This window comes from Marinicella litoralis (assembly GCF_002591915.1).
Lineage (GTDB): Bacteria > Pseudomonadota > Gammaproteobacteria > Xanthomonadales > Marinicellaceae > Marinicella > Marinicella litoralis.
Map to the genome: position 1 here is coordinate 359,912 of NZ_NIHB01000001.1, position 25,712 is coordinate 385,623.

A 25,712-nucleotide genomic window follows, 5' to 3' on the forward strand; every position below is an offset into this window, starting at 1 on the left:
AACACTGGGTTTGATGTAGAATAACAGCGTTTTAATCAATCGGGACAGGAAAAGAAACCATGAAAAATATATTTATATTGTGTTTGCTACTGATGTTAATGGCATGTCAACAACAAGGCATGAACAAACCAGTCACAACTCAAGTCACTGTTGAAGATGCCCAAGCATTTCTTGATCGAGTCGAAGAAACTTATATCAAGGAAGGCGAATATGCTGCCAGAGTGGCATGGGTACAAGCCAACTTTATTACTGAAGACACCATTTGGTTGGGTGCAAAAAGCATCGAAAAAATGGGTGCCTTGTCGGTTAAATTTGCCAATGAAGCGAAACAGTTTGATGCTTTGGATTTATCCGATGACATGCGTCGACGTTTAAATATCATCAAAGGCAGCCTTACTTTAGCCGCACCAGATGATGCGGAAAAAAATGCAGAATTGGCACAAATCATGGCGAAATTAGAAGCCATGTATGGTGCTGGTAAATACTGTGTGGATGGCGAATGTCAAAATTTAGGCGAATTGTCAAAAACCATAGCAGAATCCAGAGACCACAAAGCCTTACTTGAAGCTTGGCAAGGTTGGCGCACCATTTCTCCTGCCATGAGAGAGAAATATAAACGCATGGTTGAACTTGCGAATGAAGGTGCCCGTGACTTAGGGTATGATGATACCGGTGCCATGTGGCGAGCTGGCTACGACATGCCTGCCAGTGAATTTCCGGTAGAGCTGGATCGTTTGTGGTCACAAGTTAAGCCCTTGTATGATTCATTACAATGTCATGTTAAAACCAAATTGACTGAACATTATGGCGATGAAATCATGGGTGATGATGGCATGATTCCAGCACACCTGTTAGGCAATATGTGGGCTCAGGATTGGACTGGTGTATATGATTTGGTTAAACCAGCGGATGCGGGTTCAACCTTGGACGTCACGGCCTTGTTGGCTGAGCATGAGTATGATGCAGAAAAAATGGTTAAAACTGCGGAAGGGTTTTTTACTTCTTTGGGACTGGAGCCACTGCCTGAAACATTCTGGCAGCGTTCATTGTTCACCAAACCACAAGACAGGGATGTGGTTTGTCACGCCAGTGCATGGGACATCGATAACTTGGAAGACATCAGAATCAAGATGTGTATCAAAGAAGATTACGAAGATTTTGTGACCATCCATCACGAATTGGGGCACAATTTTTACCAACGCGCTTATAAAGACAAAAGCATCCTTTATCGCAATGGCGCCAATGACGGTTTTCATGAAGCCATTGGTGATACGGTTGCCTTGTCAATCACGCCACAATATTTCAAAGAAATTGGCTTGATTGATGAAGTCCCTGCTTCCTCTAACGACCTGGGCATGTTGATGCAAAAAGCATTAGAAAAAATCGCTTTCGTACCATTTGGTTTGATGATTGATCAGTGGCGTTGGAAAGTGTTCAATGGTGAAATCAGTCCAGAAGAATACAATGCTGGCTGGTGGTCGTTGAGAAACCAATACCAAGGGGTTAAATCTCCAGTGGCTCGAACAGAAGATCATTTTGATCCAGGTGCTAAATACCACATTCCAGGTAACACGCCATACACCCGCTATTTCTTGGCGCACATATTACAATTTCAATTCCATCGTGAATTGTGTAAAACGGCCGGCTATGAAGGTGATTTACACCGCTGTTCAATCTACAACAACCAAGCGGCCGGTGAAAAGTTGATCAAAGTGTTGGAAATGGGTGCTGAAAAGCCATGGCAAGATGCGATGGAAATTGTTGCCAATTCTCGTGAGATGGACGCCACAGCAGTGGTTGATTATTTCGCGCCATTGAAAGTATGGTTGGATGAGCAAAACCAAGGCCGCGATTGCGGTTGGTAATAACTCGACAATGCACAACAAAGGCTGGTTTGATACCGGCCTTTTTATTGGCAAATCAAAACAAAAGTCACAACTTTAGGGGATTGATGGTAAGTCGACACGCACTTTGCTACCCTATATTTTCATTTCTATTAAACAGAGGAAAATACCATGAGTGTAGCCAAAGTAACCGAAATCATCGCCAGCTCTAACAAAAGTTTTGATGATGCCATTGAAAATGGCATAGAAAGGGCCTCACAAACATTAAAAAATGTTTCGGGTGCCTGGGTGGAAAGCCAAAAAGTGGTGGTCAATGATGGCAAAGTAACCGAATACCGCGTGGCAATGAAAGTCACATTCATCTTAAAAGACTGACCCCCAATGTCTGAGTGAATACTAACCAGCTCAAGTGGCTGGTTTTTTTATGTGCGTAATCCTTAAACAGCTGATTGGGTAGGTCAGATAAAAAAGTTGAGCTCGAACGATTGAATTATTTAAGCCATCTACAGTCAGATCTTATATGAAAATTATTATTTTGCTGTTATGCAGCCTTCAACTCCATGCCAATGATTTGGTGGCAGCGGCCAAAGAGCGACTTAATCACTGGGTTGTCTACGATGGTGCATATCAAAAAATTGATTACCCCAATGGTGATGTTGATCAGACCAAAGGGGTATGTACCGATGTGATCATTCGATCCTACCGGGCTTTGGGTGTTGATCTACAACAACTGGTTCATGAAGACATGCGGCAGCATTTCACTTTGTATCCAAAAATTTGGGGGTTGACCAAGCCGGACAGCAACATAGATCACCGCCGCGTGCCCAACTTGGAAACATTTTTTGCTCGATTTGGCACCGTTTTATCCATATCTGACCAAGGTGATGACTACCAGCCGGGTGACCTGGTTAGCTGGCGTTTGACTGGTTCTGGCTTACCGCACATTGGCATTGTTTCTGACCAAAAGGCCGCCTCTGGAAATTACAAGATCATCCACAACATTGGGTTTGGGCCGCAAATCAACGACATGCTTTTTGCCCACCCAATCAAAGGCCATTTCCGGTTTGCCGCCAATACAGACTGATCAATTCAAAAACTAAAATGGCTGGATATCCTCGCCTTCCATCAATGCAAAAAAATGTTTAATCAATAGACCGTCTATTGGTGAATCCGTAATAGACCTGTTTAGAATCTGTTATTCATTTATTATTTATGTATAATCATGGTGTGTATTAACACAATTTTAATGTTGCATTGACTTACGATATGTGATGTACTAAAAAAGACGTAGATTACTTTGATGGTCTGCGCATCTACATGAAACACTAATAACTATAAATGATAAGAGGTGCTAAGTTGAAAAACGACAGTGAAAAAAATTGGAAAATAAATCCGCTGAGTAAAGCGGTTGCCTTGGCATTAGCAGTCACGTCTGTGAATGTCCAAGCGCAGGATGATTCAGATGATGGAGATGACGTGGTTGACAGCGGTAAGATCGTGGTCACCGGTTCTCGCATTCGTCGTGATGAATTGAATGATACCGTCCCTATTGAAGTGATCATAGCCGATGATGCGATTGATCGTGGGTTAACCACAGTGGGTCAATTGTTGCGTGAAAGCACATTGGCTTCGGGTTCAGCCCAAATTACTTCAGCCATCTCAACGGCTTTTGTTACCAACGGCGGTCAAGGTGCTGAAACCCTGTCTTTACGTGGCTTGGGTGCCAACAGAACATTGGTGCTGTTGAACGGTCGTCGTGCAGGACCTGCAGGTACACGTGGCGGCGTGTCGTCATTTGATTTTAATACCATCCCCTTGTCTGGGGTTGAACGTGTTGAGATATTGAAAGACGGTGCCTCATCATTGTACGGTTCAGACGCTGTGGCCGGTGTGGTGAATATCATCACCAAAGAGGGTGACGGCGCTGGTATTGAGTTTTTCACTTCTCAGCCTGCTGAAAGCGGTGGAGAACGTTCTAGATTCAGTGCAACCTGGGGTAAGACCTTTTCAAAAGGTAACATCAGAATTACGGCTGACTACGACAAGCAGTCTGAGTTGGCTCAAGGCGATCGCGATTATTTTGCTTGTGGTGAAAGGTATTATTTTGATGCGTCATCCAATGCCCGAGCTGACATCATTGATCCCCGAACCGGCAATCCTCATTGTACCGATTTACTGTGGGGCCATGTGTGGTTGTATGATTACGGCGGCGCCAATGTGACAGGCAACTTGGCACAATTTGACTACGATGGTGATTTGGGTCAATACATAGATCCTGTGGCACCAGCGGTCAATCCAGAAGACATCACCATGCCACCAGGCTTTTTCTTGGTCACTGGTACTTCACCGGTGGTTAATGCCGACCATCCCTTCCAAGATTTACAGAGTTTAATCCCTGAATCAAGTCGTGCGACGGTGTTGGCAACAGGTTCTTTCCAGTTTTCTGATCGAGTTGAAGGTTATGCCGAAGTTTTACTGAATCGTCGCAAGACCACCAGTAATTCATACCGTCAATTTTGGGGTTATATTTACAATGAAAACTTTTTCGCTGGCAACCCATTAAGCGCTGGTTGGACCGGTGCACAATGGTTGTCACCTACACCGATTACTGACCATTCAGGTCAAGTGACCGAAGTGGATTACACCCGTTTTGTGGCAGGTTTAAGTGGTGAAATGGGCGACAATGGCTGGTATTGGGATGTGTCCTTGCAACACTCTGAAAGTGACGGTGATTACACCAACAAGATCATCTTTAACGATGCCATTACGGATCAAAATTGGTTGTCTGGTTCTTGTGTAGGCTCAGTCACATCAGTTAATGGAGTGCCTTGTATCGACATCCCATGGCTGGATCCACAATTCTTGGCGGGTAACATTTCTCCAGAGGTTCGTGCCTTCTTATTTGGCATTGACAAAGGCAATACCGAATATGAACAAACCACCATTGAAGCTTCAATGACCGGTGATTTGTTTGAAATGCCAGGTGGATATGCCGCTACGGCATTTGGTATTCAGTACCAACATGATGGTATCAAAGACACCCCTGGCCCACAAACTTTGGCTGGGAATCTATGGGGATCTACCTCTGCTGGCATCACCAAAGGTGCGACAGAAACTTATGCCGTATTCGGTGAGTTACAATTACCTTTGTTGGCTGATTTGCCGGCTGTTGAAGAGCTCAATCTGACCTTGTCAGCACGTTATACTGATGTGCCTGATGCGGGTCAAGACACCACATACAAAGCCGGCTTGGCTTGGCACATAGGTGGTGGTGTAACGGTCAGGGGTTCTTTTGGCACATCATTCCGCGCTCCGGCATTGTATGAATTGTTCTTGGCAGACCAAACTTCATTTGTGGGTTCAAGAACGATTGATCCATGTGTGAACTATGGTACTAACTATGTCCCTGGTGACAACATTTATGACAACTGTGCAGCGGATGGTTTTGCGCCTGATTATGCGGGTGGCGCCATTTCTGCCACAGTGCAAACAGGTGGTGGTTTCGGTATTTTGGAATCAGAAACTTCTGAATCACAGACTTGGGGTGTTGTTTGGCGACCTGAGAACATCGATTTAAGTGTATCATTGGATTACTTTGACTTCTTGATTGAAGATGAGGTGACTCAATTGGGTGCAGCAAACATTGTGGGTCAATGTTATAACTCAAATAACTTTGGCACAGACCCATTGTGTGACCAATTTGATCGAGATCCATTAGATAACCGAATTACTTTGGTCAGAGACAGCTTCATTAATATTGCTGAGCAAAGCAACAAAGGTTATGACTTCAGAATTGATTATGCCACTGAAATTCCATGGGGTGAATTAGCCATTTCGACTCAACACACCTATCAGAAAGAATCAAGACGTGGTTTGTTTGAAGATACAGTTGAAGAATTCAATGGTACGGTCGGAGAACCTAAGCATACAGCCAACTTAAATGTTCGCTTCAATCGCAATGATTGGTATGTTAACTGGTTCACCAACTACATCGGCGATTCTGACAACTCAGAGTTCAATGCTGAATTTACTACTTTCTTGGGCCAAGATATCAGACGAGTTGTGCGCACCCCCAGTGTTGCATACCACTCACTTTCATATGGCTATAAGCATACTGAAAGTGGTTGGTCTACAACGGTCGGTGTCAGAAACTTGATGGATAAAGAGCCACCAAGACTTTCTCGCGGTGGTGGTACCAGAGTGGGTAATTCGGCTTTCTACAGTCAGTATGATTGGTTAGGCAGAAGTTACTTTGTTAACTTGAAGTATGACTTTTAAGTCTTGCATCTGTAGTAATGAAAAGCCGGCGCAAGCCGGCTTTTTTTATTCCATAGCCCATGGAAAATTAGGTAAAATCAAATGACCAAGCAAAACAAAAACACATGCCTAGAATAATAGCCAAAGCCGATAACCTCAATGAAATCAATAAAAGCTTCGAACAGCAGCCATTGAAGTCACCCGTATTTTTAAACTCTGTTCCCAAGTGTGGTACCCATTTGATCAGAAACATCTTCAGGATGTTTGTACCTGTAGAACAGCAATACCATGACATGTTCATTCAAATTCCGGTGTTGCATCAGCACTTAAAAGCGTTCAATCACAATAACCCCAAATTAAGTTGGGGTCATTTGTTGTTTTCTGATGAGTCTGCCTATGCCGTTCACCAAGTCAAACAAATCATTGTAGTGAGAGACCCTTATGACTGGGTGTTGGCGCGCGCCAGGTTTTTCCTTTCAGATTCATTTGAAGGTGATTTAGAACACCTAAAAGGGCCTGAATTTTCAACAGAACACATACTGAATATGATGATCTTTGGTATTTACCAAAAAGCGCCAACGATGAATGAAATATTTACCCACAATGCCATTTCTTGGATGGGTACAGGCGCAAAAATCATCAAATTTGAAGACTTGATCAGCCATTTAAAAAACCTCAATTCGACTGAATCTGCCGTGTATTTTAAGGATTTGTTTGCACATGCTGGGATCGAACAGCTGCCTGATGATTGGCGCAAGCGCATCGAATTGGGCTCAGATCGAAAACAAAGTGGCACCGCCAGGGAAAATTTATATGGCAACAAAGTGCAACTGCCTGAAGAATTGCCCGAGGTACAAAAAAGATTGGTAGACTATGCTGCACCAGGTTTAAGAGCCATTTTGGGTTACGAGTAAATAGATGAAAAATCAAATCAGAAAAGTGTTGATTGTTGGTGGTGGTTCGGCCGGTTGGATGACCGCTGCCTATTTGCACCAAGCTTTGAACAGAGAAGGCATGCCGCCAAGAGTGGAAGTCACATTGGTTGAGTCTCCTGACATCCCCAGAATTTCTGTGGGCGAAGCCACCATACCATCCATGCGCCATTTGTTGGCAGTGATCGGTATCGATGAGTTGGATTTCATGAAGGCCACCGATGCCACGTTTAAACAATCGATCAAATACGTGAATTGGGAACATAATAACAACACCTTTTATCACCATCCATTTGGTAGAAATCGCCGTCAACCCATAGATTATGCGGGTTTGGAGTGGTTGGCCAGTGATCGCAAAATTCCTTTTATGGAGACCTGCTCGCCACAGCCCATCATTTGTGAAATGGGTAAGTCTCCATTGATGATGGGAAAATGGGATATGGGAGCGCCAATTAATTATGCCTATCATATGAATGCGCAAAAATTTGCTGATTATTTACGCGATTTCATAGTCCCCAAAGGGGTAAATCATATCTATGCCAACGTCACTGACATTGATATGCGAGACAATGGTTGGATTAAAACGGTGCACACCGACCAAGCGCACCAATTAGAAGCAGATTTATTTGTTGATTGCACGGGGTTCAGGGCCAAACTGATAGAAGAGAAAATGGGTGTGGGTTTTGAAGATTGTTCACAGTGGTTACTGTGTGATCGTGCCATTGCCATGCATGTTCCTTATGATGAACATTATCCAGGCATGGTGAGGCCATACACCACCGCCACGGCCTTGTCCAATGGCTGGGTGTGGGACATTCCGATGCAGTCAAGACGTTCTTTGGGTTATGTGCATTCCAGCCAATACATTTCAGAGGAAGATGCGCTGAAAGAACTGTTGGCCTATCAGGGCCCAGGCAGTGAAGCACTGGAAGCCAGAACCGTCCATTTTAAAGTGGGCAGGCGTGAGGCCAATTGGAAAGGCAATTGTATTGCCATTGGTTTGTCTGGTGGTTTTATTGAGCCATTAGAATCAACGGGTTTATATCTGAGTGATTTAGGCGCGGTGATGCTGGCGGAACATTTCCCACAAACCGATGAATATATGGATGCCATGGCATTTCGTTACAACAGAATTTTAAGCAATCGATTTTATGAAGTATTGGATTTCATCAACTTACATTACTGCCTGACCAAAAGAACCGACACAGCCTTCTGGCGGGAAGTTCAAAAACCAGAACGCATCACCGAGCGGCTCAAAGCCAAGTTTGAATATTGGAAAATGAAACCACCCAGTCAAACAGATTTTGAAGACCAGTTGTACCCTGGTCAAAACCAACAGAACAGCAATCCCAGCGTCCACATGGGTGATAAAAGGGTGCCGATAGATACTGCTGGACTGTGGAATCATGAGAGCTATGAGTGCATCATGTATGGTATGCATTTTGACTGCCAAGCCTATCAAGATCGGTTTGGAGAAGACCGGCCTAAACTCAATGTACATCCACAGATATTGCACCGACTACAACAAGCACATGCCAAGTTACCTCCGCACCATGTTTGGTTACAACAGTTTGTAGGGATGAAGAATTACCCCGGCAACAAAACACCCAAAGGCTGGGTGTGATGGTTTTTTTGTTGTCTTAAAAGCAAGAAAAAGTCATTGCAATTCGGCTGCTTTTAATTCAGTCAGCTTCACCTCAGCACGGATCAAAGGTTGTTGTGACCGTTTGACTTCATCCAGCGATTTAAGCGAATGTAAAGCCGCTAAGCGCAGGTTTTTTTCTGCCGACATTTGTTGCAAACGCGCCGTCTTGTTTTCGGTACTGATAGTTTGTAAGCGTTGCATTTTTTCTGATTTGACTTTTTCTAATCGTTTCAAGTTTTGCGCCAATTCAAGCCGTTTCTGGCTATTGATCTGTGGGAGTTTTTGCGTCAACAATACAAGTTTTTGATCATTGATCTGCTTGAGGGTGGGTGCTTTGGGCACAGGGTTGTTTGGTTGATTATCTTGCGGAATTGCTGGCACAGCAGGTGTTTGGGGTGTGGTGATTGTCGGCCTAACTAAGCTAAGTGGTGGCGTGGGAAGGGTTTCTGCCTGCCTATCTGGAACAGCAGAAGGCGCAGCCGGTGCAGTTTCAGCCTTTGGTGCTTCTGGCGCTGCTGGGGATTCAGGCGAATTGGGTGCTTTGTCAGCCTGAGGCGCCGCCATGGCTTGTGGAGCAGATGGCACGAGGTTGGCTTTTTCTGTGTTGTTTGCTTGGGCAAAGGTCAGCTGTGAAACGGTAATCAGTGAAAGCACCGTTGCTGCTGTGGTTAACAGAATCTTTTGTTTTGATGGTTGCATGTGGTGTCTCCTATTTTGCGGGGTTAAAATGTTTTGTAATCGAACAAACATGGCGTTGGCTTGTGCCATTGCAGTTGTTATGGTGGCAACATTTCCATGATTCAGTTGGTGGAAATGCAGCAGTGTTTCAACATAATGACTGGGTTTGATGTCATGTCCAAGGACCAAATCATCACAGGCTGACTCAAAGCTATTGATCAGTTTGTGATGAATGAACCACAGCAATGGATTGCACCAAAACAGTGCGCTGGCGATTTTACTGGCCATCATCCAGAGCCAATCATTTCTTTTGATGTGTGCCATTTCATGCAGCAGAATAATGCGCAGTTGTTGATCATTTTGGATGTTGATGGGTAATAAAATGACTGGTTGCTTGTGGCCCCAGGTACAAGGTGATTGAATTTTTGTGGATTGAATGATTTTAGGCATTCGTTGTAAGCCTAGCAATGAAACCGATTCCAGTGCTATTTTCAGCCATGGTTTAAATTCAATCGGATTGCCTTGGTCGCTCAGTGATTTAATTTTATTTAATTGAGCCGTGATGCGAATGATCAAAAAGACACTGATGATTGAGACCAATACAATCAATGGCAGCCAATTGTAGGGTGTAAGATCGTTGGTTTGAGCCACTGTTGTTTTTGCTGCTGTGTCAATGAATGCCGCTGAATCAAAAGCCGGTAGCAAGGGAATCTTGATAACAGAGATTTGGCTGTTTAACCAAGGCAATGTAAGCAGTAAAACCAAACCCATGCGCCACATATATGCCTGATTGGTGGCGGTCAGTTTGGGTTGAAATCCAATGAGCAATCCAGCAACCAACAGCATTTTAAGCATCAATATAAACAGTGGTGATAGGATCATTGCTGGGATATCCATTATAAGCCCTGCTTTTTCGCCGCTTTGATCTGTTGCATGATTTGATCCAATTCGGTATCAGATAAACGATCTTTTTCCATGCCAATCAAAGCACTGACAGCAGCGGTAGGAGAGCCATTGAAAAATGTTTTCATTAGGTTCTTCATGGCGGATTGTTTGGCATCACTGGTGTTCATAACAGCTTGGTAAATGTATTTTGGTCCTTGCTGATGGAAGGACAAACATTCTTTTTTGACCAAACGACTAAGCATGGCTCGAACGGCTGAATAACTGGGCGGGTCAGGTAATTGGCTCAAAACTTGCTGAGCTGTGGCTTGACCTTGAGCGAAAACGATGTCCATGATTTGGCGTTCTCGGCGGCTGAGTTGGTTGTATGGTTCTGAATATTGCATTGTGTTAATTTTGTAGCAGTGTGCTAATATTGTAGCACCAAATGCAAAAATGCAAGCGTTTTATGAGAATTTTATGGCTGGATGGGTGTTTGAGATCAATTCATCAAGACAATGCATGCATCCAGTCATCGATTAAATCATCAATGTGCTCAATACCCACTGAAATGCGAATCAGGTTTACCGGGGTTAAACTGGCTTTGCCTTCAACTGATCTGCGATGTTCAACCAAACTTTCAACCCCACCCAGTGAAGTGGCACGAGTAAATAAATGGAGTCTCGCGATCACTGCCATGGCTTGTTGCTGTGTTTCACCGATTTGAATAGACAGCATCGCACCACTGCCTTGTGGCATTTGGGTTTTCGCTAATTGATGCTGTGGGTGGCTGGGTAAATCTGGAAAATGAACGGTTTTAACCTTTGGGTGTTGTTGTAAAAAGGCTGCTAATTTGTTGGCATTGTGTACTTGTTGCATGATCCGCAGCTTCATGGTTTTGATGCCGCGAGTGATTAACCAACAATCAAAAGCAGAGGGCACCGCACCGCTGAGGTTTTGGATGTTGGCCAGATTATCAACGAACTCTTTTGGTGCATTGCTGTTGATGACCAAGGCACCACTGAGTGAATCAGAATGACCTCCAAAGTATTTGGTGGTTGAGTACATCACCGCATCAGCTCCCAACTCCAACGGTCTTTGTAAAACCGGTGTACACCAGGTGTTGTCGACCACGCACAACGCATTATTTTCATGTGCAATGGCAGCAACCTGACGAATGTCGGTCACTTTAAGTAATGGGTTAGAAGGTGATTCAATCCAAATCAGGCGGGTGTTGGGTTGCAAGGCTGACTTGATGGCTGCCGTGTCAGTCATGTCCACTTGGGTGTGTGATAAATGCCAGTTGGCAAATAATTCTGCCAGCGTTCGCCGCAATTCGTAATAAGCATCATCAGGCACGATCACATGATTTCCTGCTTTCAATGATTGCAACACGGTGTTGATGGCTGCCATGCCAGAGGCGAACGCAAAAGCACAGTGACCGCCTTCTATTTTGGCCAAGGCGTTTTCCAGCAGTTTGCGATTGGGATTGTGTTTACGAGAATAAATAAAACCACTGGCAAAACTGCCGTCATCTTCACGTCTGAAGGTGGTGGATGGGTAAATGGCATTGGCGACAGAACCCGTTTCATCCCCATGGGGTTCAGTGGCTTGAATGGCTTCGGTTTCAAAGTGGCGTTTTTTTGACATGCTGGGTATCTATAGAGTTTAAAGTCATTGTATTCGACTGTTGTGCCAATACAAAAGCTAAATTGATAACAATTTCATATGATCTGCCACCAATAATACCAAGTACAAATCGACCAGCTAAAAAGTGGACATTGACTTCGGTCTGACCAGTGATGAAAGGGCTGGTTGTGGATTTTTGATGGCGAGCAAACTATGAATAAAGTGATGTCATTCTGTAACGGTGTCGAGCAAGCGGCCACAAGACCAACACAGTGCAAAATGACCCTCATTGGTTTCCCCACATTGTGAACAGGTCCAATCAATCAGTTGCTCGGCATTTTCTGGTTGAGATTTCCGGCTTTCCCTCAAGGGCTGAACCAGCTCCAAAGCACGCTCCCAATCGGCATCCCGATGGATCCATAATTCCGGCCAGGTTTCAAAAAAAGGCACTTCACCTGCAGCACTGGTAGAGAATTCATTTTTTATAAAACAGGGGATGTTGGCCTCTTCCAGTGTGTTTTTGGCTTGAATCACCCAGGTTAGCAGTTCATCTACGAATATCTTTTTCATCACTCCAGTTTACCACCGTTGCATGAAAATACATGGATCGGTTGTAAGCCATTGATGAATTACATGGCCACCAAGCTGATAACTTCTTTGCGGTATTTTCGGGAAACCGGCACTTCCTTGCCATTGGTTAACAACAAAGTACAAGGGTCTTTGCCCTGATCTTTCAATCCATTGATCATTTTTAAATTTACAATATACGATCGATGAATCCGTAAAAATTGGGCGGGGCTTAATTGGTCTTGCATTTGTGTCATGGTTTTTCGATGCAAAAGCACGTTGCCGTTGGTGTCATGAATGTAGACATAATTACCGCCTGATTCTACGGAGATGATGTCATTGGGGTCCAATAAAGTAATGCCTTGTTGGGTTTTGATTTTCAATTGGGTGATTGGACCCTGAAGGCCAGTATCGGACTGTGTTCTTAAGCTGAGTTTTAAGTAAAAATACAGTTCAATCAGTAGCAACAAGGTAAAGTAGGTCACCACATCTTTGCGGTATTCGTACCACCACTCTGCGGTCCAATCACCAAAATCATAATGACTGCCCACCCATTGGTAGACCAGTTTCCTGATTAACACCATCAGCAACACATGCAACAAGGAGAAAACCATGGAACCCATGAAATGCCAGCCCAAACTTTTCAACCATTGGGGGGTAAACAAGGGCTGTTTTTTAACCCAGTAAGCCACTGCAAAGACCAAAGACAACATCACCAAGGTACTTGAATACTCCCATACATAAGGTTCCCAAGACAGGAAATTGACTTGATTTCTGGTTAAATCATCGGCCACTGTGACCGATCTGAGGTGGGCTTTGATCATGCCGATGGTGGCCAAACCCAACCAAAACCAAATAAAAGAGGCCCAAAATTTATCAGCTTTGAATGCCATCAATGTTGTCCCATGTTGTTGGTCACATTTGCAGCGACATTCGTCCCACAGAGGCTGTTTTGTTGACCCAGCTTCGTTATTATCATGGTTTTGGGTTCCAAATAATGACGGCAAGAAGGTATGATTTAGATTGGTTGAGGGTGATGGTTTTCGGTCTGCTCATTTTTTATCACATAGGTATGGTTTATGTTGCCGATTGGGGTTTTCATTATAAATCAGAACATCAGGCTCAATGGCTAAAAAGTATAATGATATTAATTAACCAATGGCGCTTGCCTTTGTTGTTTTTAATTTCAGGCATCGCCATGCGATTTTTATTGAATAAAGTTGAGCTGCTGCGTTTTATTGGACTCAGGACTTTGCGCTTGTGGTTGCCGTTGTTGTTTGGTATCTGGGTGGTTGTGCCACCACAGTTGTATGTAGAAATGACGGTCAATGGTGATTTGCCAGACATCAGTTACTGGACATTTTATCGCGCGTTCTTCGACTTATCTCATCCGTATTTTGAAAAATATCCTTCAGGTATTTTCCCTCATGTTGATGTCAACCACCTCTGGTATATTCGAGAACTGTGGTATTTTTCAATGTACTTGCTGATGATTTATTTGCCATTGAAGCTGACGGGTCTATTTGATTATTTGACAGCATTTTTGGCACAACACAACAGGTGGTCATTGTTGTTGGTTCCTGCGTTGATCATGTCCTTGTTGTCATTGACCGTTTTCCCTGATGACAGTGAAGGCATTCGCAAGGCAGTCGGTTTCAGTTTCCTGTGTTGGGGTTTCTTGATGGGTTGGGATCGAAAATTTTGGCAGACTGTCAAACACTCACGAGCCTTGTTTTTGATTTTGGCCATTGGTTCATTTGCGGTGCTAATTGGGTATTATCATGTGGTGTTTTCAGTTCGAGCAGAAGCTGCCGATGGTTGGGTCAGGGTGGCAGAAGTGGTGTTGGTCAACGTCAATCGCTGGTTGTGGATTTTAATGATATTAGGTTATGCCACTCATTACCTCAATCACAATCACCAGTGGTTAAATTACCTGAACCAAGCGGTTTACCCTTATTATATTTTGCATCAAAGCATCATTGTGGTGAGTGCCTTTTACTTGGCCTCTTTCGACTTGGGACCCATTTGGGAACCGTTGTTGGTTATTATAGCCACCTTTGTGGGTTGTGCCCTGGGGTTTGAAGTGATTCGTCGTTTTGCGCCACTTCGTTTGTTGTTCGGTTTAAAAGTTGGGGTTTCATCTGAGGGTCATAAGCAGGAACAGAAAAAGCCTTAAAATCAGATGTTTTTTAAGGCCAAAATACCCACTTTTAGCTTTTTGTAATCATGACCAAAAAGCGTTTGCATGGGAATTTGTGTGATCCATTGCATTCGATTGGTGGTGGTTCGCAAAGCATCAATCATCGCTGGATCATGGTCTGATATGAAGTGTTGAATGGCGTTGTTGAAGAAAGTTTGGTCATGGACAAAAAACCGAGCGGTGGAATTGACCAACAACAACAGATCCCTAGCTTGAGCGTGCGCAATACCCATGACTTCCAAGGGGTCATCTTCAAAATCAATAAAGGTAACGGTTTGTGTGCTTTCATTCAATAACATGTTGCGGATAAACCCTTGGCTGAGGTACAGGTTTTTTTGGTGCAGTTGTTTGATGGCATTGAGACATGTTTGTAGCAGTTTTTGTTTGACGGCTTGTTGGGTGTTTTCCTGTTTCATGATTTTGACGATGGATTGACCACCATCTTTGAGCAACAACCAGTCATCATCGTGGGCCAAAAGCTCAGCAACGTTCACCCCAGCTTTGGTCAACTGTTGGATGCGATGTACCTCGTTGGCAATGGCTTGTTTGCCACCTGGCTGAGGCACTGCTTTTAACAAGGGCAAACGCATCAACCAACTGAAAAGATTCAATGCGTGGTAACGAAATACGCCTCTGGCTGGAGCGGTTTTTTTTAACCAGAATATGCCTTGGTCGGTTGAAATTTTTTCAACCCGCTCAACGGAATCCATGGCGCTTTGCCATTGTTTTTCTGAACAATTCAATTGAGTCAATAAAAGCTTTAAGTCAACTTCAATCATGTCGCATATTGTACTTTTAAATGCAGAAAACACCAAATTTGTTACCTGTCAGGTGGTTTGTCAGGTCAATGGCATATAATAGTCAGGGTGGTGACATGGTCATTCTTTTGAAAATTAATAAAAATATCAACACTTGGAAAATCAGCGAAAAAGCAAAGGTATCATTATGATTTTAAGAAAACTCAGATTACAACATGGTTGGTCACAAGAACAGGTGGCAGAATTCACAGACTTGAGTGTCAGGACCATTCAACGCATTGAGCGTGGTGGTCAAGCCAGTTTAGAGTCAGCCAATGCTTTGGCCGCTGTTTTTCAAGTTGATGTATCAACCTTTATGAATCAATCAGGAGAAAACAGTATGCTTAAAGATCAAGAAGTACCGCAAGGGAATCAACCATCAGTCGAACAAAATCCGCAAGTTTCGGCTGAAGAAAAATCCGCAATCAACTACGTCAAAGGGATCAAAGAATTTTATGGTCATTTGGTTATGTTTGTAATTTTTATGGCGGCCTTTTTAATCACCGGAAAATTCGTACACCCACAATTGAAGTGGTTGGTTTTGGGATGGGTGGCCGGATTAATCATTCATGCCTTGGTGGCCTTCGAAGTGTTTGGTTCTTTTGGTACCCAATGGGAGAAAAAACAAATCGATAAAAAGCTGGGACGTAAACTATAATAGTTAATCAAGCTTTGAGCTCAATGAAGCTCATCATGACATTTTACCTGGCCACATGGCTTGTTCATGTGGCCAAATTTTAAATACGGAGAGGGTCAGTGAACATCGAAACCATACAAACATTCTTGGCTTGGAACCTACTTATTCATGCAGGCATTTTGTTGTTCATTGTTTTGCTGTTAAGTTTGGGACGAAATTGGGTGGTCAAAATTCACCTGTCGATATTCGCTTTGTCGAAGGACCAGCTGTTGCGAGTTTATTTTAATTTCATAGCGGCCTATAAAATATTGGTCATGGTTTTTGTGTTGGTACCTTATGTGGTGATTAGATTTTTGTTGTGAGTAATACATCCCAACCTTTTGGTGTTTATAAACCGACACCCAGGATTCAACGCAAGATTAATTGGTGCCATCAATTACCGGCCAACTGGCTGGGTAAACAAGTGGCGCAGTTGTTACGCAAACAAGTGATGGCAAAAACCACTTTGCCGCTTGATTTAGAATTTGATCAGGTTCGATTGCGTTGTCAACTCAATGACAATGTTTCTGAACGCGGTTATGTGTTCATGCCATGGCGCTGGGATGCCATCGAACGTCAAGTGATGTTAAAGGCGTTGCCTGCTGAAGGGGTGTTTATTGACATCGGAGCCAATGTAGGGATTTATTCAGCGATTGCAGCCACTGTACTTAATCGCATGGGTTGCGTGGTGGCAATTGAACCCAACCCGCCTGTTTTTGAACGCTTAAAATTCAATTTATCGGCCACCTGTGAAGGTAAAAAGGAAAAACCAAGAATTGAAGTTTTACAGCAAGGGATCAGTGATCAATCTGGTGAGTTTGAACTGTTTTTGGATGCCGAGAACTTGGGGGCCAGTTCATTGTTGGGCACAAACCCTGAACAAGCGTCCATTCAAGTGATGTGTTCGACTTTACTTGAGGTGATCGATGCGCAAAAGTTATCACGGGTGGATGTGATTAAATGTGACATTGAGGGTGCAGAAGATCGGGCATTGATGCCATTCATAATTGACGCACCTCGCCATTTATTACCCCATTGCTTTATCTTTGAAAACAACCATGGTCAATGGGAGGGCGAATTGCTTGAAGTTTTGTTACAAAGGAATTATGTGCAAACCCATCGAACTCGAATGAATTATGTTTTTCAATTGAGACAACCCATACATTTTGCCAGTAAAGAAAGAAAATACCAGCAAACAGTACCCGTTACTTCATAAGGTATGAGGCAATCCTTACTTTCGCATTGAGGGAACTATTGGAACTGGCATAAGTCAGAATCTTTAATTTTTGGTGATTTTATGCTTTCTCGCAGAACCCTGAATACCCTGTTGTTGACTTGGGCTGGCCTGAATGTGACCCAAAATTTCGCAAATGGATCGCAAGTCATCAACAAGACCATCCCTTCATCTCATACCACGATCCCAGCCATCGGCATGGGCACTTGGATCACTTTTGATGTGAATCAAGCCAACAAACAGCAACTGGATCACTTGATCGCTGTATTGCATGCTTTCTTTAAAGGCGGTGGTCGGATGATTGATTCATCGCCGATGTATGGTTTTGCTCAACAAGTGTTGGGACAAATCTTGCCTCTGGTTCAGGGCAAAGAACAACTGTTCTCAGCCACCAAAGTTTGGACCATGGGTCAACAAAATGGCATCGCGCAAATGCATGAATCGATGAAGCTTTGGGGCTTGGATCAAATTGATTTAATGTATGTCCACAATATGCTTGATTGGCAAACCCAAATAAAAACCTTGAATGACTGGAAACAACAAGGCTTGATTAAATATACGGGAATAACCACTTCACATGGTCGTCGGCATCAAGCATTGATTGCCATGTTGAAAAGTACACCGGTGGATTTTGTACAGTTCAGTTACAACATCAGTGACCGAGAAGCTGAAAATTATTTATTGCCTTTGGCACAGGATTTAGGTGTTGCTGTCGTGATCAATCGGCCATTTCAAACCGGTGGCTTATTTACCAGGGTTAGAAATCAGCCATTACCAGAATGGTCCAAAGACATCCAGTGTGAAAATTGGGCCCAGTTCTTTCTTAAATTTGTGATATCGCATCCAGCGGTGACTTGTGCCATTCCGGCCACCAGTCAAGTTCAGCACATGCAACAAAACATGCAGGCATTACAAGGTGATTTGCCAGATCAGGCGATGCGTTTGGAAATGATTAAATACCATGAATCAGTTACTTGATCTTTAACGGTAAGCCTTTGTCCTCAGCAGTCTTACGAGCACGTAAATACACCAATTCATAAGTCGCTGGATACAGTCCGTCTGCAGTACGAAATTCCTCGAAATTCTTGGTCAGTTGTTTGATGACTTTGGGTGAGGTTAATCCTTTTGGGCGGTTGTTATCGACATTGTGCGCGCCGATGTTTTTTAAATCACGCATCATGTCAATCACATTGGCATAAGTCATGGTGATGAATTCCGAGTCAGCAATCACATCAGCAAAACCCAATTGCATGGTCAGGTCTGCCATTTTAGCGGCCGGTACAAATTCATTCACATGGGGTTGGTCATCAATCGCTTGCCATGCCAACTTTAATTCATGCAGGGTGTGTTCACCCATGGTGGTTAAGTGTAAATGACCACCCGGCTTCAAGGCCCTTTTGATTTCTTGTAACACAGTGGACTCATCACACCATTGAATCATCAAGTTAGAAAACACCAAATCACAGCTTTGTGCATGCACATCAATCGCATGGGCGTCAGAGACCCGGGCAGACACTTGTGGGTGTTGGGGTACTTGATCAATCATCGATTGGGCAAAATCAGCCGCAATCACATGGCTTTGCGGATACAGTTTAAGCAGTTCTGGAACAGCCCAGCCGGTGCCACAGCCCAAATCAAGGATTTGCTTGGGTGCGGTTTTGAGGTCATCACCCAATCTTTCCAGCAATCGTGACAATGACTCTTTCTGCAACACTGCATGTTGTTCATATTGTTTGGCCGCTTTATCAAAAGACGCTTGGATCAAGTGGTGTTGTAAACTCATAAATTTCCGTTGATGAACTTGCTTTGAATTAATTCAGTTAATGCTTCGGCTTGTCTGATGAAAGGCGCATGTCCAGAACCTCTGAGCATGTGGTATTCGCCGTGACAAACTTCTGCGGCTTGTTGCATGGCTTGTGGCAGAACCAAACGATCTCTGCGGCCACTGATCCATAATGAGGGTATTTTTAGATTTTTCAATTGTGCGGTCAAATCAACTTGGCGCAACAGGGTTAAGCCAGCAGTTAACGCTTGTTGGTTGGGTAAGGGCCGTTCAAACACTTTTTGTTTCAAAACCCGCAACTGAGATCGTTCGTCATCTACGCCCATGACTTCAAGGGCTAAAAAAGTCTGTATGGTTTGTTTGACATCCTGTTGCAAATTGTTGGCAAACTGTTCCAATACCTTGACGTCGGTACCATGTGGCCAGTGCGCTCTCGCAACAAAACAAGGCGTGGCACAGAGCATGATCAAGGCATCCATTTGGTTTGGTTTTTTTAAGGCAAAATTCAAGGCCAACATCCCACCCATAGACCAGCCCAACCAGATACCTTTAGGCACTTTGCTGGCTTCATCAGCCAACTGATCCAAGTCTAATGACAAGGGTTCCTGATGATTCAGTCCATGACCAGGCAAATCAATTAAGTTGACCTGAAAAGACTGTGCCAATTGTGTCGACCAATCATCAAATAAATGCGCATTCATGCCCCAGCCGTGGACGACATTAAGCACTGGCCCTTGGCCTTTGGAATCAACAATTTTCAAAAGTGATGAGGTCTATAGTCAGAAAGCGCACATTATACAAAAACCAAGGTCTAATCACAGCACAGGGTTGGGTTAATTCATGTTCGCATTGGGTTAATCTCAAAAGGGCCCATTGCGGGTTTGCTGATAAATTGATCTCAATGCCAATGAGTTATTGCATTTGGGTTATCAACCAAGCCCGAGCGGCGGTCCAATGCCGGTTAACAGTTCTTGGCGACAGCTCTAATGCCATGGCGGTTTGTTCTACATTGAGACCGGAAAAAAATCGTAATTTAACTACATCTGACATCACTGTGTCTTTGCTTTCCAGCTGGGTTAACGCACGATCCAAAGCCAGCATTTCAAAGCCAAGGGAGTCATCTGTAGACAGGTTTAAATTGTTGGTATGTTGGGCATTGGCTCCACGTTTCAAACTGGCTTTGGCACGAGCAGATTCAATCAATATTCGTCGCATCGATTCGGCCACTGCAGCGAAAAAGTGACGTTTGGAATCCCAATTCAAACCGGTCTGGTTGACCAAGCGCAAATAAGCTTCGTGAACCAGTGCCGTGGCACTTAATGTGTGGTCTTTGCGTTCGGTATTCATTTTCCTTTGCGCCATTGACCGCAACTCAAAATAGATTAAATTCAACAATTGATTCTGGCGCTCTTCATCACTCAAATCATTTCGAGTTAACAAGGCGGTCACTTGAGACCGAGTTTGATTGAGCGCATCCATAGTTAATATTGTAACTCAGACAACGGTGAATTTTATGCGATAATCTAAACAATGAATGAGAATGAGCACTGCAACACAAATAACTACGATGAGCACTGGGACTTATTGTGGCGCAGTTTCGAGCAAATTATTCAATCGCCCAAAGAGCAACAAACCAAGCGCATTGAGCAAATTAAACAGCAACATCCTCAACTTTTTCCAGAACTGGAAAACCTCATTCAGTCCCACCAAACAGACTCCAGCGTGTTGGATCGGGAGGCTTCTGACCCTGACTTTCAAATGGCCTTCAAACCACCGAAAAGCATAGGGGGGTTTGAAATCCTGGAACCGTTGGGCTCCGGTGGGCTGGGAGATGTCTACAAAGCCAGAAAACAAGAAGATGGTTTTTCTCGCACCGTGGCGATTAAATTTGCCCCTGCCGGGAAGTATTCACCGATGGTTTTGGACAGTTTCAACAATGAGTTAAAAATCTTACTGAGCTTGAACCATCCGCACATTGAACGTTTGTTTGAAGGAGGGGTGTCATCAGACAACATTCCATACTTGGTGGTTGAGTTTATTGATGGCGAGCACATCGACAGTTATTGTGATCGCAAGCAGTTGAATGTGAAACAAAGGATTAAGTTGTTCTTACAAGTTTGCCAGGCCGTGGCTGTCATGCACCAATCGCTGATCATTCACCGCGACATCAAAGCCAGCAACATCATGGTTGATCAAAATGGCGTAACCAAGTTGCTTGATTTTGGACTGGCTAAATTAACCGATAGCAAACAATCTGAGGAACTCAATGAGTCCACAGTTTCTGGTTTTATGATGACCTTGGCTTATGCCAGCCCAGAACAAATTCGTGGCCAAAACATCACCACAGCCAGTGATGTGTATTCACTTGGCATGTTGCTGTATTACTTGCTGACAGGCAGGTTGCCCTATTCTGTTGAAGGACATGATTTGGTGGCAATCAGTCAACAAATCACCGGAAAAATACCGCCTTTGGCCAGCCAAAATATAAAAACAGATGCGCCGATAAATGCTTCACAGACCGCATTGCAGAAAAAACTCAAAGGTGAATTGGATGCCATCTTAGCCAAAGCCATCAGTAAAAATCCCCAACGACGCTATGTTTCAGCTCAACAATTGGCTGATGACTTGGCTCGGCACCTGAGTCACGAACCGGTTTTGGCAAAACCCGATACGGTCATCTATAGAATGCGTAAATTCATCCAGCGTCACCCTGTGGGCGTTGTGATGACCACCCTGGTGATGCTGTCGTTGATGTTGTTGTCTGCGATGTTGTTTCAACGCAGTCAGGAGTTACAAAGTGCTTTGGTGGCCACTGAAGCAGAAAAACAACGGGTGACCCATGTCACTGAATTTTTGATAGATGTGTTTAAAGTGTCAGACCCCATACAGAATCAATCTGATATTGTCGATGTGAAGGATTTGTTGGATTACTCGAGCCAACAATTGGCCAATCAATTCAATCAAGAGCCGGCCACCAAAGCGAAACTTTACCAAACATTGGGTTCGGTGTATTTGAACATGAGTGACATTGACTCAGCTGAGCGTTTATTGCATCAATCCACACAATTTGAATTGGATTTACCTCCTTCAGAACAATTAACAGCGACTTTGATTCAAGCAGAATTGTTACAGAAAAAAGGCCAGTTGAAAGCGGCTTTGCAGCTGTTGACCCAGTATGAAAAAAACCATGCTGATTTCAAACTTCCGGTGGTTGCTGACTTGAAAATGTCGCTGAACAAAGGACAATTGCTCTATCAACTGGGCGCGTTGGATTTGGCCAGTGAAACACTCAGGGTGGCCAGTGAAAAATTGTTACAGCACAGTAACAGCAATGAAAAAATCAAAGGGGAACAATTACAGGCAGACATCCATCAGCTGTTGGGCAATGTTTATTGGAAAAAAGGTGATTTAAAACAGGTTGAAATTCATTATCAACGGAGTTTTGACAGCAACTCTTCAAGGTTAGGGCCTCAACACCATGCCACCCTCAAAAGCCTTTCGGCTCTGGGTGTATTGGCTTATACGCAAGGACATTATGAGTTGGCAAGAAGCCGGTTTGAACAAGTGCTTAACAGTCGAATTGAACATTTGGGCAGCAAACACTTCCTTACGGCCGACGCCCACAATCGATTGGGAGCCACTGAATATGAATTGGGTCAGTTAACTGCAGCAGAAATTCATTACAACCAAGCATTGGATGGCTTGGCTGCCAGTGGGTTGCGTGAGTCCATCAAATTCACCCGAGTATTGAATAATTTGGGACTGATTAAAAGGCAACAAACTCAATACCAAGCCGCCGAACAACTGTTTCTACAAGCTTTGGAAATTCAAGCCCAATTGCTTGGCCAGGACAATCCTGACTTGGCAGCCATGCAAAACAATTTGGGTTTAACCGCCTATGACCAAGGAAACTTTCAACAGGCATTGGAATGGTTTGAGCAAGCGTACCAGGTACAGTTTCATGCCAATGGATTAAAAAATGCCAAAATCGCTTTTGCCATGACTAATATGGGCCGCATGTACTTAAAATTGAATCAGCCGGATCAATCCAGGGTTTGGATCAATCAGGCCCTGCAATTGCGTGCCGAACAATTAGGCACGGATCATTTGCTTTATGCGGCCACATTGATGGCTGAGGCTGAATGGGCTTTTGCAGTTAACAGCTACGAAAAAGCAGTTAAAAGTGTCGAAAATGCACTTAAAATAAGGGAGTCTCAGTTGGATCAAGATGACTGGAGGTTGGCTGACAGTCGACATTTGTGGCATAGTTTAAGTGAACAAAAAGACATGACAACCCATCAACAACTGTGTGCGGATGCTGAAATCATCAAACTACGCTTTGGCCAATCCCATCCAAGAACACAAGCCATTTATCATCGCATGTCAGAACATACAGTAACGAACTGTTCTCATCCAGAGTGAACACCGCTGGGCCCTCAGTCAGTTAATGACTTGCCCAGCCGTTGAAAAATTGAAGTGAATGTCGTCTGACAGGTATGTGGCTGTTTATTTTTCGGCAGCAAAAGCTTCAATCTGTTGCCATACCCTGAGTAAGTTGCCTGATAAAATTTTAGCGATGTCAGTTTCTGAATAACCTCGGTTCAACAAACCTTCGATTAAATTTGGGTAGGTAGACACATCTTTTAAACCAGTGGGTAAGGAGTCGCCCACACCGTCATAATCAGAACCGATTCCCACATGATCAATGCCAGCAATTTTGACCACATGGTCAAAGTGATCCAATACATCATTTAAGTCTGCAAACGGAAATGGGTTTTCATTGTTGTAAGATTCAGTGAATGCTTTGACTTCATGACTGTCTTCTGCAACACCGTGCTGATTTATAAATGCTTCTCTGGCTGCTTTAAAGGCATTCCAGTGTTCAATGGAAGTTTGCGAAATAAAAGTAGAACCAAAATTAATAAATATGACACCCCCTTTTTCGGCCATGGTTTTGATCATTTCATCGTTCATGTTGCGCTCAAAACCTGGGGTGAAATGACGTGCTGAGGAGTGGGACGCTATCACGGGTACTTGACTGTGTTCCATCACATCGTAAAAAGCCAGGTCGGAAATGTGTGAAACATCAACCATCACACCAATCTGATTCATCGCCACCACCAACTCTTTACCAAAATCTGTCAGCCCTTGTGCCGGTCGTGCTTGGTCATAAGAAGAGTCTGAAATGTGGTTACTTAAAGAATGAGACAGGGTGATGTAACGAATACCGCGGTCATAAAAATGTTTTAAATTATTTAAGTCGCCAGCGATTGGTGAACCATTCTCCATTCCCATGGGTAAAGAAACCAGGCCCTTGTTGAAATTATCCTTTAATTGTTGGCTTGAGTATGCCAAAGCAAATCGCTCAGGTGCCTGTTTAACAATGGCTTCAACCGAATCTATCAATCGGTTGGCTACAGCGGTACTGTCACCACCTTCGGCTTCAATGTTGGCGGGAATATAGATTGACATAAAGGGTGCGTCTAAACCGCCAGCCCTTGCTCTGGGGTAGTCGAAATCACCGCCATCTGTGGCCTTGCTAACGTCAGCATAGTGTTCTTCCAAACGGTAAGGCACATCGACATGCAAATCTGCAATGATGTATTTTTTACTGATTTGTTGAGCCGTTGTGGTTTGATTGTTTGGCTGTTCTGGTTTACTTGGGGTGTTTTGACACGCTGACAAAACAAGCAACAAAAGCAGAATACTGAAGTTTTTTAGCTTACTTTTTTTCATGGTGAGGTCTCATAAAATGACAGATTTATAGAACGGTGATTTGGTTTAAATCACTGACGACGATGTGGGTTTGATAATAATATTTTTGAGTCCGTTTTCCTTGCGCGTAGAACCACACTTTCATGCGCTTGGCTTCTCCTTTGACCCGGATAGTTTTGTCTTCATAGTAGCTTCTGATGTCGACATTAAATTTGGCTTTGAAAGCTTGTTGAAATGAAGGCAGTACAGTCACAGTAATATTTCTGCGGTCGCGGTAATCCTCTTGGGTGTTTAAAAAGATTCTTGAGGATTGTTTCCCACTGTTTTTGATGGTCAGTAAAAACTCACCTTTCAATCCCTTGGGTGCCATGGCTTCGGTTTTTTCGATGATGTCCCATGTAGAGTACATGGAAGGGGTGGTTTGATTGACCTGATGGTTGCTACAACCAATAATGAGGATAAAAACAACAGAAATGAAAAAGTATTTGATGGCAGATCCCATGAATTTTAATCAACAAAAAAACACAACAGTATAATTCATATGATCACCAGCCAGTTACTTTTTCATGGCTTTTGCCATGCGCTCAACAGCTTCTTTTGATGCCCTTAAACTGGTGCCAAATTGATCGCGATAATGTTTAATCGCCAATATTTTATTACCAGACTTGATGGCGTCTGTGACATCAAAGGGCATGGTTTGTTGGAATTCAGCATCGCTTGTTTCGGTATACAAGAAGGCCCTTTCTTCAGCAGATAAGTGCTGTTGGTTGTCATCTTTTTGCTTGAATATTTTAGGTGCAAACGCCATAAAAATAATAATCAGCATGACAATTGAGGCAATGATTTGAAATTGGTCCATGGGGTACTCTAAAA

At 43.6% G+C, this 25,712-nt stretch carries 24 protein-coding genes; 12 read left to right on the top strand and 12 right to left on the bottom strand.

Annotated features, from left to right (window positions below; genetic code table 11):
- Positions 1 to 59: 59 nt before the first annotated feature.
- The 6 genes from CCS90_RS01600 (at position 60) to CCS90_RS01625 (ending at position 8,657) form a co-directional block, all read left to right on the top strand.
- Positions 60 to 1,865 (top strand): M2 family metallopeptidase, encoded by a 1,806-nt coding sequence (locus CCS90_RS01600; protein WP_099017759.1) that lies wholly within the window; start codon positions 60 to 62, stop codon positions 1,863 to 1,865.
- 150 nt (positions 1,866 to 2,015) lie between these two features.
- Positions 2,016 to 2,219: a dodecin family protein gene (locus tag CCS90_RS01605; protein WP_099017760.1), complete on the top strand. Its 204-nt coding sequence runs from the start codon at positions 2,016 to 2,018 to the stop codon at positions 2,217 to 2,219.
- A gap of 145 nt (positions 2,220 to 2,364) precedes the next feature.
- Positions 2,365 to 2,928 carry a DUF1287 domain-containing protein gene (locus CCS90_RS01610; RefSeq protein WP_099017761.1) on the top strand — a complete coding sequence of 188 codons (564 nt, stop codon included), beginning with the start codon at positions 2,365 to 2,367 and terminating at the stop codon, positions 2,926 to 2,928.
- A gap of 254 nt (positions 2,929 to 3,182) precedes the next feature.
- Complete coding sequence (locus CCS90_RS01615) at positions 3,183 to 6,122, top strand: TonB-dependent receptor domain-containing protein (RefSeq protein ID WP_099017762.1); 2,940 nt, start codon at positions 3,183 to 3,185, stop codon at positions 6,120 to 6,122.
- A 104-nt stretch (positions 6,123 to 6,226) separates the two neighbouring features.
- On the top strand, positions 6,227 to 7,015 hold the full coding sequence (locus CCS90_RS01620; RefSeq protein ID WP_099017763.1) for a hypothetical protein: 789 nt from the start codon (positions 6,227 to 6,229) through the stop codon (positions 7,013 to 7,015).
- Positions 7,016 to 7,019: 4 nt separating this feature from the next.
- On the top strand, positions 7,020 to 8,657 hold the full coding sequence (locus CCS90_RS01625) for a tryptophan halogenase family protein (protein ID WP_099017764.1): 1,638 nt from the start codon (positions 7,020 to 7,022) through the stop codon (positions 8,655 to 8,657).
- Positions 8,658 to 8,690: 33 nt separating this feature from the next.
- On the opposite strand, the gene CCS90_RS01630 is transcribed toward CCS90_RS01625, so the two are convergent.
- The 5 genes from CCS90_RS01630 to CCS90_RS01650 form a co-directional block, all read right to left on the bottom strand.
- On the bottom strand, positions 8,691 to 10,253 hold the full coding sequence (locus CCS90_RS01630) for a M56 family metallopeptidase (RefSeq protein ID WP_099017765.1): 1,563 nt from the start codon (positions 10,251 to 10,253) through the stop codon (positions 8,691 to 8,693).
- A complete protein-coding gene (locus tag CCS90_RS01635; protein WP_099017766.1) occupies positions 10,253 to 10,645 on the bottom strand; it encodes a BlaI/MecI/CopY family transcriptional regulator in 393 nt (130 codons plus the stop codon). Before CCS90_RS01635 ends, CCS90_RS01630 begins: the two co-directional genes overlap by 1 nt.
- Positions 10,646 to 10,748: 103 nt before the next feature.
- Positions 10,749 to 11,888, bottom strand: coding sequence for a trans-sulfuration enzyme family protein (locus CCS90_RS01640; protein ID WP_099017767.1), 1,140 nt, complete (start codon positions 11,886 to 11,888; stop codon positions 10,749 to 10,751).
- Between the two features lie 207 nt (positions 11,889 to 12,095).
- Positions 12,096 to 12,437 carry a putative signal transducing protein gene (locus CCS90_RS01645; protein WP_099017768.1) on the bottom strand — a complete coding sequence of 114 codons (342 nt, stop codon included), beginning with the start codon at positions 12,435 to 12,437 and terminating at the stop codon, positions 12,096 to 12,098.
- 59 nt (positions 12,438 to 12,496) lie between these two features.
- Positions 12,497 to 13,327, bottom strand: a complete 831-nt coding sequence (locus tag CCS90_RS01650; RefSeq protein WP_099018706.1) for a LytR/AlgR family response regulator transcription factor — start codon at positions 13,325 to 13,327, stop codon at positions 12,497 to 12,499.
- A gap of 104 nt (positions 13,328 to 13,431) precedes the next feature.
- Here CCS90_RS01650 and CCS90_RS01655 point away from each other — a divergent pair, with 104 nt between their 5' ends.
- Positions 13,432 to 14,610 carry an acyltransferase family protein gene (locus CCS90_RS01655; protein WP_162846731.1) on the top strand — a complete coding sequence of 393 codons (1,179 nt, stop codon included), beginning with the start codon at positions 13,432 to 13,434 and terminating at the stop codon, positions 14,608 to 14,610.
- Positions 14,611 to 14,612: 2 nt separating this feature from the next.
- Here the strand turns inward: CCS90_RS01655 and CCS90_RS01660 are convergent, their stop codons facing one another.
- Positions 14,613 to 15,413, bottom strand: a complete 801-nt coding sequence (locus CCS90_RS01660) for a lipopolysaccharide kinase InaA family protein (RefSeq protein WP_099017770.1) — start codon at positions 15,411 to 15,413, stop codon at positions 14,613 to 14,615.
- Between the two features lie 166 nt (positions 15,414 to 15,579).
- Here CCS90_RS01660 and CCS90_RS01665 point away from each other — a divergent pair, with 166 nt between their 5' ends.
- The 4 genes from CCS90_RS01665 to CCS90_RS01680 all read left to right on the top strand — a co-directional run bounded on the left by CCS90_RS01665 (position 15,580) and on the right by CCS90_RS01680 (position 18,319).
- Positions 15,580 to 16,089, top strand: coding sequence for a helix-turn-helix domain-containing protein (locus CCS90_RS01665; RefSeq protein WP_099017771.1), 510 nt, complete (start codon positions 15,580 to 15,582; stop codon positions 16,087 to 16,089).
- Positions 16,090 to 16,187: 98 nt separating this feature from the next.
- Positions 16,188 to 16,430, top strand: coding sequence for a DUF6868 family protein (locus tag CCS90_RS01670; RefSeq protein WP_099017772.1), 243 nt, complete (start codon positions 16,188 to 16,190; stop codon positions 16,428 to 16,430).
- Positions 16,427 to 17,323, top strand: a complete 897-nt coding sequence (locus CCS90_RS01675; protein WP_099017773.1) for an FkbM family methyltransferase — start codon at positions 16,427 to 16,429, stop codon at positions 17,321 to 17,323. The genes CCS90_RS01670 and CCS90_RS01675 overlap by 4 nt, the downstream gene beginning before the upstream one ends.
- Before the next feature lie 81 nt (positions 17,324 to 17,404).
- The gene (locus tag CCS90_RS01680; RefSeq protein WP_099017774.1) at positions 17,405 to 18,319 is read left to right on the top strand and encodes an aldo/keto reductase; all 915 of its coding nucleotides are present in this window, start codon (positions 17,405 to 17,407) and stop codon (positions 18,317 to 18,319) included.
- On the opposite strand, the gene bioC is transcribed toward CCS90_RS01680, so the two are convergent.
- The 3 genes from bioC to CCS90_RS01695 all read right to left on the bottom strand — a co-directional run bounded on the left by bioC (position 18,312) and on the right by CCS90_RS01695 (position 20,603).
- Positions 18,312 to 19,124, bottom strand: coding sequence for a malonyl-ACP O-methyltransferase BioC (gene bioC, locus CCS90_RS01685; protein WP_099017775.1), 813 nt, complete (start codon positions 19,122 to 19,124; stop codon positions 18,312 to 18,314). The genes CCS90_RS01680 and bioC overlap by 8 nt on opposite strands.
- A complete protein-coding gene (gene bioH / locus CCS90_RS01690; RefSeq protein WP_133566428.1) occupies positions 19,121 to 19,885 on the bottom strand; it encodes a pimeloyl-ACP methyl ester esterase BioH in 765 nt (254 codons plus the stop codon). Before bioH ends, bioC begins: the two co-directional genes overlap by 4 nt.
- A 151-nt stretch (positions 19,886 to 20,036) precedes the next feature.
- Complete coding sequence (locus CCS90_RS01695; RefSeq protein ID WP_099017777.1) at positions 20,037 to 20,603, bottom strand: ECF-type sigma factor; 567 nt, start codon at positions 20,601 to 20,603, stop codon at positions 20,037 to 20,039.
- A gap of 51 nt (positions 20,604 to 20,654) precedes the next feature.
- On the opposite strand from CCS90_RS01695, the gene CCS90_RS01700 reads away from it, so the two are divergent.
- Positions 20,655 to 23,546: a serine/threonine-protein kinase gene (locus CCS90_RS01700; RefSeq protein ID WP_099017778.1), complete on the top strand. Its 2,892-nt coding sequence runs from the start codon at positions 20,655 to 20,657 to the stop codon at positions 23,544 to 23,546.
- Between the two features lie 84 nt (positions 23,547 to 23,630).
- On the opposite strand, the gene CCS90_RS01705 is transcribed toward CCS90_RS01700, so the two are convergent.
- From CCS90_RS01705 to CCS90_RS01715, 3 genes are read right to left on the bottom strand one after another with little or no spacing between them, the layout of a single operon-like run.
- A complete protein-coding gene (locus CCS90_RS01705; protein WP_099017779.1) occupies positions 23,631 to 24,860 on the bottom strand; it encodes a dipeptidase in 1,230 nt (409 codons plus the stop codon).
- A 25-nt stretch (positions 24,861 to 24,885) separates the two neighbouring features.
- Positions 24,886 to 25,341, bottom strand: a complete 456-nt coding sequence (locus tag CCS90_RS01710) for a hypothetical protein (RefSeq protein WP_099017780.1) — start codon at positions 25,339 to 25,341, stop codon at positions 24,886 to 24,888.
- A gap of 54 nt (positions 25,342 to 25,395) precedes the next feature.
- Positions 25,396 to 25,698 (bottom strand): hypothetical protein, encoded by a 303-nt coding sequence (locus CCS90_RS01715; protein ID WP_099017781.1) that lies wholly within the window; start codon positions 25,696 to 25,698, stop codon positions 25,396 to 25,398.
- Between the last annotated feature and the right edge of the window lie 14 nt (positions 25,699 to 25,712).